The 12,661-nt window shown below is 66.6% G+C and carries 7 protein-coding genes and 1 CRISPR repeat array; of the genes, 6 read left to right on the top strand and 1 reads right to left on the bottom strand.

Translation table 11 applies throughout. The annotated features are described in order from the left end of the window. Window positions 1-45: 45 nt before the first annotated feature. Complete coding sequence (locus tag ACM0M4_RS20330) at window positions 46-606, top strand: TetR/AcrR family transcriptional regulator (RefSeq protein ID WP_003086720.1); 561 nt, start codon at window positions 46-48, stop codon at window positions 604-606. Window positions 607-685: 79 nt separating this feature from the next. Continuing rightward, a complete protein-coding gene (locus tag ACM0M4_RS20325) occupies window positions 686-2,458 on the top strand; it encodes a S8/S53 family peptidase (protein WP_003086721.1) in 1,773 nt (590 codons plus the stop codon). A 22-nt stretch (window positions 2,459-2,480) separates the two neighbouring features. On the opposite strand, the gene ACM0M4_RS20320 is transcribed toward ACM0M4_RS20325, so the two are convergent. After that, a complete protein-coding gene (locus tag ACM0M4_RS20320; protein ID WP_003082532.1) occupies window positions 2,481-5,057 on the bottom strand; it encodes a PAS domain-containing protein in 2,577 nt (858 codons plus the stop codon). Window positions 5,058-5,317: 260 nt separating this feature from the next. Next, window positions 5,318-5,956: a CRISPR direct-repeat array (repeat unit 29 nt; unit sequence GTGTTCCCCACGGGTGTGGGGATGAACCG). 781 nt (window positions 5,957-6,737) lie between these two features. On the opposite strand from ACM0M4_RS20320, the gene ACM0M4_RS20315 reads away from it, so the two are divergent. The 4 genes from ACM0M4_RS20315 to cas7e are packed head-to-tail and all read left to right on the top strand — an operon-like array spanning window position 6,738 to window position 12,660. Beyond that, complete coding sequence (locus ACM0M4_RS20315; RefSeq protein ID WP_023110809.1) at window positions 6,738-9,410, top strand: CRISPR-associated helicase/endonuclease Cas3; 2,673 nt, start codon at window positions 6,738-6,740, stop codon at window positions 9,408-9,410. A gap of 2 nt (window positions 9,411-9,412) precedes the next feature. Next, window positions 9,413-10,981, top strand: coding sequence for a type I-E CRISPR-associated protein Cse1/CasA (gene casA / locus ACM0M4_RS20310; RefSeq protein ID WP_004348741.1), 1,569 nt, complete (start codon window positions 9,413-9,415; stop codon window positions 10,979-10,981). Further along, window positions 10,978-11,508 carry a type I-E CRISPR-associated protein Cse2/CasB gene (gene casB / locus ACM0M4_RS20305; RefSeq protein ID WP_023106945.1) on the top strand — a complete coding sequence of 177 codons (531 nt, stop codon included), beginning with the start codon at window positions 10,978-10,980 and terminating at the stop codon, window positions 11,506-11,508. Before casA ends, casB begins: the two co-directional genes overlap by 4 nt. A 9-nt stretch (window positions 11,509-11,517) precedes the next feature. Then, complete coding sequence (gene cas7e, locus ACM0M4_RS20300; protein ID WP_004348745.1) at window positions 11,518-12,660, top strand: type I-E CRISPR-associated protein Cas7/Cse4/CasC; 1,143 nt, start codon at window positions 11,518-11,520, stop codon at window positions 12,658-12,660. Window position 12,661: the final 1 nt, after the last annotated feature.

Below are 12,661 nucleotides of genomic sequence, written 5' to 3'. Positions count from 1 at the left end.
TTATGGCATAGAATCAACGCCTTTGATCGAGAGCAGGAACCTTGCGTGCGTCCGTTGAAAATCTCCCGCGACGAGCTTCTCCAGCGCTGCGCCGGCACCTTCCGTCGCTACGGCTACCACGGCACCACCATGGAAATGCTGTCCAGCGCCTGCGGCTTGACCAAGGCCTCGTTCTACCACCACTACCCGAACAAGGAAGCCTTGCTCCGCGACGTTCTCGAATGGACCCACCAGCGGCTCGCCGAGACGCTCTTCAGCATCGCCTACGACCCGCTGCTGACGCCCCGCGAGCGCCTGGAAAAACTCGGCCGCAAGGCCGCCCGGTTGTTCCAGGACGACAGCATCGGCTGCCTGATGGGCGTGGTCGCGGTCGACGCCAGCTATGGTCGCAGCGAGCTGATGGCGCCGATCCGCAGTTTCCTCGACGACTGGGCGCAAGCCTTCGCCCAGCTCTACCGCCCGGCCTTCGACGAGGCGCAGGCGCTGGAGCGCGGCCGGCAACTGGTGGCCGATTTCGAAGGCGCCATCCTGCTGGCGCGCATCTATGGCGAGCCGGGCTATATCGATGGCGTCACCCGGCGAGCGCTGGAGCAACTGGCGGGCTAGCCTGCGCCCGCCTTCAACCTGAACGAAGCGTTTCGCCAGGCGGTCGGAACAACAGGTCCCCGTTCCGGAAGCTGAGTCCATGCCGCTGCGCCGTGCCGTTTTCGCCATCCTTTTCGCGTCCCTGGGCAGTCCTTTGGTCGCCGCCGAAACACCCCTGCGCCTGGAGCGCCTGGAGCGCTGCGGCGATCTCCTGGCCAGCGAGCGGCAGGAGTGGTGCCTGCGCGTGCGCGGCCTGGGCGCCGGCCTGCCGCGCCTGTTGCTGGACGGCCGCGAACTGCCGGCCACCGCCCTGCGGCGCGAGGGCGACGGCCTGCGGCTCCGCCTGGACCGCCGTGGCCACGCCAGCGGTCCGCTTTGGCTGGAGCAGGGCGGGCGCAGCAGCAATCCGGTATGGCTGACCCTGAACGGCAGTCATGTGCTCGCCGCCGGTCCCGACGAGGTGGCGAAGAACATGGATGGCCTGACCACCTACGTCGACCTGGTCAGCCTGTTGATCGAGGAGAACCACGACGGTCGCCGGGAGGCCGAACGCCTGGCCGATAAATATGGCGCGCGGGTGGTCGGCGCGATCCCGCCGTTGAACCTCTACCAGTTGCGCCTGCCGGCGCGCGACCTCGTCCAGCGCGACGCGCTGGTCCTCCGCATCGGCAGCGAGACCAGCGTGGACGCCGTGGTGGTGGAGGAGTCCGCGCCGGAGAAGGGCGAGGAAACCGAGGCGGCGCGCCGGCCCGTGGACAAGCCGGACAGCGACTCCGACGAGTGGGCGGCCAATCGTTTCATGGACGCGGTGAACTATTACCAGCGTCGGGTCCGCGCCCGCCAGGCGCCGCTGGAAACCCGCCCGGTGCGCATCGGGGTGATCGAGCGCGACGTCGACTTCGACGCTCCCGACTTCGCCGACTACCTCGGCCCCTGCAAGGCGCCCGCACCGCGTACCTGCCTCTACGCGCGCGATGCCGAACGTCCCGACAACCACGGTTCGACGGTCGCCGGCATCCTCGCCGCGCGCTGGGACCAGGGCGGCAACAGTGGTTTCCTGCGTGGGTTGGACCGCGCCAGCCAGGGTTTCGAAGTGATCGTCGAGCGCAATTCGGATGCTGGCATCACGGCCAACGTCGCCGCCTCGGTGAACCTGGTGGAGGATGGCGTGCGGGTGCTCAACTGGAGCTGGGGCATCCACCGCGTCGGCGCTCGCGACGTCGATGGCGACGAGGTGGATTCGCTGGTGCGCTCGGGGATTGCCATGAGCGGCTACGAGGAGTTGCTCGAGGAGTTCTTCCTCTGGCTGCGCAAGGAGCATCCGGACGTGCTGGTGGTCAACTCCGCCGGCAACGGCTCGTCCTACTCCGGTACCGACGAATACCGCCTGCCGTCCTCCTTCGTCACCGAGCAGTTGCTGGTGGTGGGCGGCCACCAGCGCAGCGAGCGCCAAGGCCTGGCGGTGGACGACCCGGCCTACGCGGTCAAGCGCAGCACCTCGAACGTCGACATGCGGGTGGATGTCACCGCCGCCGCCTGTACCCATGCCTCGACCCTGGAGCGGGACGCGCGGGGCGAGGTGCACTGCGGCACCTCCTATGCCACGCCGATGGTCGCCGGCACGGTCGCCGCCATGCTTTCCCTCAACCCGCGGCTGCGACCCGAGGAGATCCGCATGCTGCTCCGGCGCAGCGCCATGACCATCGGCGGCGACTACGATTTCGAGCCGGCCGATGCCGAGGACCTCACCGCACCGATCCTGCCCTCGGAGCGCGGCTACCGCCTGGACCACCGCGACGTCGGCCGCTCGGCGCGGCTGGACATGCAGAAAGCCCTGGACCTGGCGGTGAAGAGCCGCGAGCGCGTGCGCTGAGGCGTTCCGCCGGCCCGGGGCCTCACGGCGAGGCTTCCAGCAGCCGGGCGAGGCGTTCGGCGAGTTCGTTGTGGCGGAACGGCTTGGTCAACACCTCGAAGCCGTTGAGTTGCTCGGGCCTGAGGTTGGCGTAGCCGGTGATGACCAGCACCGGCAATTGCGGGAAGCGCTGGCGCAGTTCCTCGGCAAGCTGCACGCCGGTCTTGTCGGCCATGAGATGGTCGGTGACCAGCAGGTCGGGCGCCAGGCCGCGCTCGACCTCGCCCAGGGCTTCCTCCGCCGACGCCGCCTCGCTGACCTGGTAGCCGAGATCGCCGAGCAGCAGCGCGGTGGTGTAGCGCACCATCCTGTCGTCGTCGACCAGCAGCACGTGGGTCGGCCGCAACGCTTCCGGTGCGTCCGGGCAGCTTTCTGCGGTGGATTGCGTCTGCTCCGCGGTGATCGGCAGCCAGATGCTCACCCGGGTCCCCTTGCCGATCTCCGAGTGGATGCCCAGGCCGCCGCCGGACTGGGCGACCAGGCCCTGGACCATCGACAGGCCAAGGCCGGTGCCCTTGCCCACGCCCTTGGTGGAAAAGAACGGCTCCATGCAGCGGGCCAGCACCTCGGCGGGCATGCCTCCGCCGTTGTCGGCGACTTCCAGGCACACGTAGCGGCCGGCGCCGAGACCGTCCACTGCGCCGTCGATCACCAGGTCGGTCCGCGCGCCTATTTCCAGGCGGCCGCCTTCGCCCATGGCGTCGCGGGCGTTCACCGCGAGGTTGAGGATGGCCAGTTCGAACTGGTGCGGATCCACCACCACCGCCGGCAGGCGTTCCGGGATCTCGATGCGGACCTCGATGGTCGGGCCGAGCGAGCGCTCGATCAGGTCGTGCATGCCTTCGACCAGCTCGCGCAGGGCCACCGCCTGCGGCTTGAGGGTTTGCCGGCGGGCGAAGGTGAGCAGGCGACCGACGAGGTTCCGCGCCCGTTCGGCGGACTGTAGCGCTCCGTCGATGAGGTCGGTGGAGCGGGCGTCGTCGAGCCGCCGGCGGATCAGTTCCAGCGAGGCCATGATCGGCGTCAGCAGGTTGTTGAAGTCATGGGCGATGCCGCCGGTCAACTGGCCGACCATCTCCATCTTGCGTGCCTCGTGAAGCTGCGCCAGGGCGCTTTCGCGCTGGGCGAGCATGGTCGCGACACGTTCTTCCAGGCTTTCGTTGAGTTCGCGCAGCTCGTTCTCGGCGCGTACCCGCGCGCTGATGTCCATGCACACGCAGAGCAGGCCGCTGGCGGCATGCTGCTCGTCCACCAGCGGCGTGACCTGGTTCTGCACCCACACCGTATCGCCGTCGGGGCGAACGTAGCGGCCGCTCATCTCGAACGCCGCGCCGGTCGCTCCGCCTGGCGCCGCGGGGAGGGCGAAGTCGGCGGGGTCGAGGATGTCCTGCATGCGCAGGCCGAGCAGGGTCTCGCGCGAACGGCCGGCGATCTCGCAGTAGCGATCGTTGACCCGGGTGAAGCGCCAGTTCCGGTCGCATACCGCGATGCCCGCGCTGGCCTGGTCGAACATCGCCGCCAGTTGCGCGGAACTGGTGCGCAGCGCCAGCTCCGCGCGGGCATGGGTGAGCGAGGTCCAGGCCAGCTTGGCGGCTTCCTCCGCCAGGCGGCGCGGATCTTCGCCGAGCGCCTGCGGATGGGCGAAGTGGATCGCCAGCAGCGCCTCCAGCCGGCCGTGGCGCAGCACCGGGACGTGCAGCGTGGCGCCCAGCCCCAGGCGCGCGCGGCTCGCCGCCTCGTCGAGACTCATGCCGCGCTCCCCGGCGAGGTCTTCCCGCGCCACGCTGCGTCCGGCATGCAGTTCGCCGGACAGGGTGGCGCCGAACGACAGGTAGCGATGCCGACCGACCGCCGAGCGGCCGTCGTGGAGATAGTCGCGATGAACCTGGAAGGTCATGCCGTCGCCGTTGTCCTCGCCGAAGAATATCCGCGACGCGCCCAGCTCCTCGCCGAGCCGGCGCAGGGCGGTGGCTTCGATCTCCAGGGGATCGGCCAGGGACGGCAGGGTCTGGCCCAGTTCCAGGAGGAACGCCTGGCGGCGTTCGAAACGCACCCGCTCGGTGGTCTCGGTGACGATGCACAGCACGCCGCCGACGGAACCGTCGGTTTCCCGCACCGCCGAATAGGACACGTCGAAATAGACCGTCTCGCCGCGTCCATGGCGTTCGATGTAGAAGGGCCGATCCTTTGCCGCGAAGGTTTCACCGGTCTCGTACACCCCGCGCAGCAGCGGTTCGAGGTCATCCCACAGCTCCCGCCAGTTCTCTATCGCCGGCCGGCCGAGGGCGCGCGGATGCTTGTCGCCGATGCTCGGCGCGTAGGCATCGTTGTACAGGGCGACGAATTCCGCGCCCCAGAACAGCACGATCTGCGCCTTGGCCGGCAGCAGCGTGGCCATCGTTGTCTTCAGGCTCGCCGACCAGGCGTCCGGCGGGCCGAGGGGCGAACTGGCCGCGTCGAGGCTGAGCAACAGTTTCCCGACCGCTCCTCCGTTGGCCAGGAAGGCCGGTGGATGGTCGAGGGTGTTCGGGTCCGGTTCGATGGTGAAAGGCTGTGCCATGTCTGCGGAGTCTTGCTCGGTTCCGGTTGAGGTGGTGGGTCGTATGGAATATAGGAGGGCGGTGGGTGCGCTTGCGTTCAATCAGCTTGGGGGACCGCGGGATCCCGATGCGGGTAGGTTTCGACTGGTCCCGAGGGAGCTGCCGGATTAGGCTGTGGGATGAGTACGGCCCTCATTTCCAGGAGCGGCGCGAGGGCCGCTTGGCCCGGTGGAATTTTGCTGTTGTTTTTCTTTTTTTAAAACAATGGGATACGGTAAGGGTGTTCCCCACGGGTGTGGGGATGAACCGTCCGCCGCGATTGCCCGCGTGGCCAGGACTACGTGTTCCCCACGGGTGTGGGGATGAACCGGCTGCTCAGGCTAGCGCCGCCTCTACTCTCATGTGTTCCCCACGGGTGTGGGGATGAACCGTGTTTACGAGCTTCAGCGGCCCTCCATGTAGAGTGTTCCCCACGGGTGTGGGGATGAACCGGAGGAGTTGGAGGCCATGATCGGCGCCAAGTCGTGTTCCCCACGGGTGTGGGGATGAACCGGCGATCATCGAATGGCCGCACCGCATGGACCTGTGTTCCCCACGGGTGTGGGGATGAACCGCTCAACGAGAAGAACATCCCGCGCAACATGATGTGTTCCCCACGGGTGTGGGGATGAACCGGCCATCAAGGAAGAGCCCCAGCTGCGCGTCGAGTGTTCCCCACGGGTGTGGGGATGAACCGCTCGCGGACAACACCCCGAACCCCTACGTCGGGTGTTCCCCACGGGTGTGGGGATGAACCGCTGCGCGTTCACGCCGAAACCCTTGGCTGGGTGTGTTCCCCACGGGTGTGGGGATGAACCGATGGAAGACCCAACCCGCGGCCAGGGGTGGGGGTGTTCCCCACGGGCGTGGGGATGAGCTGGTATCGACATCGATGGTGACCAGGCTGGTCCAATGTTCCCCACAGGCGTGGGATAAACCTGTCTACGCTCCTGCGGTTCGCCCCACCGCGCGGTATTTCCCACGGTGGGGCGAACCGCGCGGCACTACGACCAGTGGCGTGATCACCAGTGTCAGCCGCCAGTTGCGGAGACGCGGATCGCCCACCGTCCGGCAAGATCCTCTTTCAGGGCATGGAGTTTCCAACCAACCTGGTTCACGTCGCTGGGGATGCAGGCTTCGCTCAGCACGAATAACTGACGGCGCAGGCATTGGGCGGGGGCTGCCTGGATACCTTGCCCTTACCGGTCTCGAAGAAGGCTTCCAGCCCCCTGTGGCGGAAGGAAATAGATTGTGAACAGGCGGCAAGTGAAGGTTGTTAGAGAGTTAGCGGAATGTCCGACGTTCGCTGTTGCACCATGGAGTTCCTGCTAATTTGGACAGGGTGGTCGGTCCGGTCCATATCCCTCCTGCGCTCCTTCGCTTGCTAAACGGGGGTGAACAGGCGCATCCCTCGCTGGCTGCTCCTTGACGAGCGTCATGCACCAATAGGACGCGTTCCTCCGGTCCGGCTCAGGCCCGGTACGGGCGCCGAGGGAGGGCTGGAAACGATGGCCAAATAATGGCATTTTCTTTTCTCTGTAGGATCGCCCTGTGGCAGCGAGTCGGCTGATATGTGGCAAGTCCAGGGGCCGGCGGTGATCGCAGGATAGCCGCAGTTCAGGATCGGCCTCGGTTGTAGGCAGGGATGGAAGGTGGAAGGAATGCTCGGCTTTTCTGACATGGATGACGCATCGCGATACCTCTGGGCCAAGAGCGATGAGGGGGCTGGCCATGGTTTGCTGGCACACCTGCTGGATGTGGCCGCGGTGGCCCTGACGGTGCTGGAGCACGAGCCGCGGAGCAGTCGGCGATGGGCCGCCGAGGCCCTGGGGCTGCCGCTGGACGGCGCGCCGCGCTGGATCGCTACGCTGGTTGGGCTGCACGACTTCGGCAAGGCGATAGCCGGGTTCCAGGCCAAATGGCCGGCGGGTCGCGAGCGGGACGAGGCCAACGGCCTGCGGTTCGATACGCGCCTGTTGAAGGTCACCGACCACGCCTGTGCCAGCGCCTCGCTCCTGCGCCCGCTGCTGCTGGAAAAAGGCGATGCATCCTTGCTGTGGATACTGCACGTGCTGCAGGCGATCAGCGCCCATCATGGCTACAACTTCACTTCTGCCGATATAGAACGGGTGGTCCAGCGACACGAGCCGGCCGACTGGTGCCAGGCCCGGCGTCGCCTCTTCGATCTCTATTGGCAGCTGTTGGCGCCGACAGGCCAGGCGTCCCTGGAGGAGCTATCGCAGCCTGCCGTTCAGTGGCTGGCGGGGCTGACCAGCGTTTCCGACTGGATTGGTTCCAATCCAGAGTGGTTCCCGCTGGGTGAGCGCCAGCCGGCCTTCGCCGACTATTTCGAGGATGCCCGGCGGCGTGCCGAGGCGGCGCTGGCGGCCATCGGCTGGCGGCATTACCGGCCGTTGCTTGCGGAACTGTCCGAGGTCGACCAACTGCTCGGCCGTGTGCTTGGCCTTCAGCAGGCGGTCGAGGCGCGTCCTTTGCAGCGCATCGCCGACGGACTGCTGGCGACGGCCGCGGGACCTGCGTTGCTGTTGGTGGAGGCGCCAATGGGTGAGGGCAAGACCGAACTGGCGCTGCTTGCTCATCTGCGCCTGCAGGCGGCCAACCAGCATCGCGGGCTGTACCTCGCCCTGCCGACGCGAGCGACCGGAAACGCCTTGTTCCGTCGGGTCCGCACTTTCCTGGAGGCCTTTGCCGGCGGCGACGGCGCGGATGTGCAACTGGTCCACGGCGGGGCCGGGCAGGACGCGCAGGTCCTGCACTTGCGCGGGATCGCCGGCGGCGCAGGTGCAAGCGTGGCGTCCTCGGCCTGGTTCGCCCGTCGTCGGCGGGCGCTGCTCTCTCCGTATGGCGTGGGCACGGTGGACCAGGCGCTGTTCGCCGCGCTGAACGTCAAGCACCACTTCGTTCTGCTCTGGGGGCTGGCGAACAAGGTTGTGGTACTTGACGAAGTGCACGCCTACGACACCTATACCAGTGCCTTGATCGAGGCACTGTTGCGCTGGTTGCGGGCCATGGGTTGCTCTGTGGTGTTGATGAGCGCGACCTTGCCCGCTCAGCGCCGTTGCGAGCTGCTGCGCGCCTGGGGTGTGAACGACGCGGAGTTAACGCAGACGGCCTACCCGCGTTTGCTGCTGGCCGACGGGCGGGGTGTCCGGTCGAAGGCCTGCCAGGCTCGTTCGCTTCCACGGATTCTCCTGCGCGAAGTAACGGAAGCCCTCCCAGGTATCGCCGAACAGGCGTTGCAGGCCTTGTCCCATGGCGGCTGTGGCGTAGTTATCGTCAACACCGTAGACCGCGCGCAACGACTCTATCGCCTGCTGCAGGCACAGGTCGGCGAGGAAACCCGCTTGCTGCTGTTCCATGCGCGTTTTCCCGAAGACCAGCGCGGACGCCTGGAAGGCCAGGTGCTCGACTGCTTCGGCAAGGAGGGGCAGCGCCCCGAGCGGGCCTTGTTGGTGGCGACCCAGGTAGCGGAACAATCGCTGGATATTGACTTTGACTTCATGTTCACCGACCTGGCGCCGGTGGACCTGCTCCTGCAGCGCGCCGGGCGCCTGCACCGGCACGCTCATCGGTTGCGCCCCGAGGCGCATGCCGAGGCACGGTTGTACGTGGCCGGGCTGAACCCGCAACGCTTCCCCGAGTTGAAGGCGACGGCTTGGGAGTATGTCTACGACCCCTACATCCTGGGGCGGACCTGGGCGCTGCTGTCCCTCCGGGATCATCTGCGACTGCCCGAGGATATCGACCTGCTGGTCCAGGCGGTCTACGACGAGGAGGTGCAACTGCCGGCGGAGATCACCGAGCGCGATCGCCATTTCATCGAAGTGGAAGCCTACGGCAAGCGCCTGGGTGAGCGTCGCACCGAGCGAATGATGGCGACGAACGTGGCGATCGCTGTGGAAGACGAGCCCCAGTTGGCTTACACGCAGCGCAATCGAGGTTATCAGGAAGGCGAGGAAGGACTCGGTCTGCCGAACTACACCCGCCTGGGAGACGAGTCGGTTTCCCTGGTCCCGGTGTATCGCCGGGAAGGCGGCTGGTCCTTGTCCGCTGGGGGAGAACTCTTCGACCCGGCGCATAGGGTTTCCGATGACCTGGCCCTGGCCTTGGCCAGCCGGCAGATCAAGACCTCGCGCAAAGATCTGGTCAAGCACCTGCTGGCAACGGAGGTGCCGCGTGCCTTCGTCGAGCATCCGTTGCTGCGGCAGCTCAGGCCGTTGGAACTAATTGAAGGACAGGCGGTGATAGGCAGATTGACGGTGGTGCTGGATGAGGAGCTGGGCTTGGTGTTTATCAGGGACCCCAAGGAGTAAGAATGACTGAACACTACAACCTGCTGGACACCCCCTGGCTGCCGGTCCGCCTGGCGAACGGCGAGGTCCGCGAGATGGGGCTGCTGGAGGTGTTCCGCGAGGCCGGGTGTATCAGCGCCCTGGCGGAAACCGAGCCGCCCAGTGTGATTGCACAGTACCGCCTGCTGCTGGCCATTACCCACCGGGCGCTTTTGCTGGAGTACGGCGCGTGGAAGGATAGTGGCAGGCTGCGTTGGTTCCGCGAGGGGTTGCCCATTGACGTCGTGGAACGCTACCTGGAGCGTTGGCGAGAGCGTTTCTGGCTGTTCCATCCACAGTATCCGTTCATGCAAGTCGCGGCCTTGGCTAGCGCCGCGGAAACCTGCGACAAACAGAAGCCCTGGGCCCAGATTTCCCTGGCCAGCGCCAACGGCAATACCCCTGTCGTGTTCGACCATTCCTATGACCTGGCGCCTTCCGCGGTGAGTGCGGACCGGGCGTTGTGCGCCTTGCTGGGCTTCCTACAGTTCACTCCGGGCGGGTTGGTCAAGACTGTTCGCGATTCGGACAAAGCCGGCGCACTGGCCAATACGGCGGCGGTGGTGCCCCTGGCGGACAGTCTGGCGAAAACCCTGTGCCTGGCCTTGCACCCGGCCTCGGGCGAAGCAGCCTTCGATTTGCCTGCCTGGGAGCGGGAAGCCTTGACGATTCCGCAACTGGCCGCCGACCCCATTCTTGCCAGCGGGCCTAACGATCGCTACACCCGGCAGTCGCGAGCAGTGTTGTTGCTGCCGGAGGAAGAGGGCTGCGTCCGCTGGATTCGTTTCGCCGCCGGCCAGGCGCTGGCCGACGATGTCCAGGCGCCGGACCCCATGGCCAGCTACCGCCCCGGCGCCAACAACAGCATGGTCCGGCTGAGCTTCGGTGAAGGGCGGGTGTTCTGGCGCGACCTGCCGAGCTTGCTGCCGGACAGCGCGGCGGCTGGCTCGAAACGGGCTGCCGTTCTCGACTGGGCTTCCAACCTGCGCAGCATCGGCGCCGATGCGCCGTCCTCGATGCTGCTGGTCGCCGGATTGGCCAGCGACCAGGCCAAACTGTTGCGCTGGCGCTCCGAGACCGTTGTCCTGCCTGCGGCCCTGCTCGACTCGGAGGGCTGTGCCAACGAACTGCGCCGTTGTATCCGGGAATCGGAAGACCTGTACGGCGAACTGCGCAAGATCGCCGTGGCAATGCTCGCCGAGGCGTTGCCCGATCCTGCCAGCAAGGACACCTGGGCGAGGGCTCGTACGTCGTTTGACAACGGTCCGGCTGCGGCCACCTATTTCGCCTTGCTGGAGCGCTCGTTGCCCTCGCTCATGGCCCTCATCGGCGGCGATAGCTTGGAGATGCTGGACGAAGCCGAGGCGTTCTGGCGAAGCCGCCTGCTGGCAGCCCTCGAGGTCGCCTGGCAGGGCGTGCGGGAAGGCCTGGGCCTGTCGGTCGCAGCGTTGCGTGCGGAGGCCAAGGTCCGGCCGCGCTACCTGGCGTTGCTGCGTCGTTACCGTAGCGAACGTACCTCTTCCACTCCATTTGCAGAGGAGCAGCGTGCATGAGTGCTGCCGAACATCCTTTCATCGGCCATCTGCAGCGCTTGCAGAATGATCGCGGTGCGCTGGCCGTTCTACGGCGCAGCCTGGGCTTCGCGCCGGGTGCCTATGTGCCGGCCTATCCCTATGTGGAACGCTTCGTCGGTGCCGAGAGGCATGCGCAGGATGCCTGGCGCCTGGCACTGTATCTGACCGCCGGATTGTTCGCCAGCCATCCCGGACAGGGGCGGGCGAGCCTGGCGATGCGCTTCGGCGAACTGATGAAAGCGCGCAACAGCGCGAGCATCGAAAAGCGTTTCATCGCCTTGCTGGCTGCCGATGCGGAAAACCTGCCGGTGTATCTGCGCCAGGCCGTGAGCCTGTTGGCGGCGGACAAGCTCGCCTTCGACTATGGCGCCTTGCTCGACGACCTTGCCCATTGGCTCGACCCTTACCTGCCTGTTGCGCGCGGCGACGCCATTCGCCAGCGCTGGGCCAGGGATTTCTACGCGGCGCTGGCCAACACAACCGACACCTCCCTTCACAAGGATTGAGAGACCAGCATGAATTTGTTCATCGAGTTCCATCTGATCCAGAACTTCGCTCCGTCCAACCTCAACCGTGACGATACCGGAGCGCCCAAGGATGCCATCTTTGGCGGTCACCGTCGGGCTCGCGTCAGCAGCCAGTGCTTCAAGCGCGCGATCCGCCTGACTGCCCACGAGCAGGAGTTGGTCGCGCCCGAACATCGCGGCGTGCGCACCAAGAAGCTCAAGGCATTGCTGCTGGAGCGGCTTGCCGGACGCGATCCCGCCGAGGCCGAGGGCAAGATCGAGACGGCGCTGGCGGCCGCGGGGCTCAAGCTCAAGGACGATGGCAAGACCGAATACCTGCTGTTTCTCGGCGAAGCGGAGATTGCCGGTTTCGCCGCGCTGATCGAGCAGCGCTGGGATGAACTGGGCAGCGCCGCGCCGGCTGGCGAGAAAAAGGGCAAGAAGGAAGCCAAGGCGAACGTGCCGGCGGAAGTGATCAAGCAGGCCAGGGCCCTGCTCGACGGTGGCAAGGCCGTTGACGTGGCGCTGTTCGGGCGGATGCTCGCCGATCTGCCCGAAGTCAATCAGGACGCGGCCTGCCAGGTGGCCCATGCGATCAGTACCCATCGTGTCGAGCGCGAGTTCGATTACTTCACCGCCGTCGACGATCGCGGTGGCCCGGACGAAAGCGGCGCCGGCATGATCGGCCAGGTGGAGTTCAATTCCGCCACGCTGTATCGCTACGCAGTGGTCGACCTGCGCAAGTTGCTCGGCAACCTGCAGAACGACGGCGAGCTGGTGCTGTCGGCGCTGGAAGCGTTCACCCAGGCCATGGTCCGGGCGATCCCGTCGGGCAAGCAGAACACCTTCGCGGCGCACAACCTGCCGGCCTTCGTCGGTATCTGCCTGCGCCACGCGGGCCCGCTGAACCTGGCCAACGCCTTTGAGAAACCGGTCGTCGCGCGTGCCGATGCCTCCCTCAGCGAGCGCTCCGTTGCCGAGTTGGCCCGCCACGACCAGCAATTGGCCTCGGTCTATGGTGACAGCCGCGACCGCTGGGCTTATCTGGACATCAGCGGTGCCTGGCCGAAGGAGCGTGGCGAGCCGGCCGGCAACCTGCAGCAACTCGCCGATTGGCTGCGCAGCCAGGTTTCCAGCCGTCTGGGAGGCTAAG

Source organism: Pseudomonas sp. 18-147 (assembly GCF_051048045.1).
Lineage (GTDB): Bacteria > Pseudomonadota > Gammaproteobacteria > Pseudomonadales > Pseudomonadaceae > Pseudomonas > Pseudomonas aeruginosa.
This window is presented reverse-complemented; position numbering and strand designations above follow the sequence as displayed.

Excerpts from the sequence above, each read along its gene's own strand:
- ACM0M4_RS20325 (WP_003086721.1), top strand. The coding sequence starts at position 686 with ATGCCGCTGCGCCGTGCCGTTTTCGCCATCCTTTTCGCGTCCCTGGGC.
- ACM0M4_RS20320 (WP_003082532.1), bottom strand. The coding sequence starts at position 5,057 with ATGGCACAGCCTTTCACCATCGAACCGGACCCGAACACCCTCGACCAT.
- ACM0M4_RS20315 (WP_023110809.1), top strand. The coding sequence starts at position 6,738 with ATGCTCGGCTTTTCTGACATGGATGACGCATCGCGATACCTCTGGGCC.
- casA (WP_004348741.1), top strand. The coding sequence starts at position 9,413 with ATGACTGAACACTACAACCTGCTGGACACCCCCTGGCTGCCGGTCCGC.
- casB (WP_023106945.1), top strand. The coding sequence starts at position 10,978 with ATGAGTGCTGCCGAACATCCTTTCATCGGCCATCTGCAGCGCTTGCAG.
- cas7e (WP_004348745.1), top strand. The coding sequence starts at position 11,518 with ATGAATTTGTTCATCGAGTTCCATCTGATCCAGAACTTCGCTCCGTCC.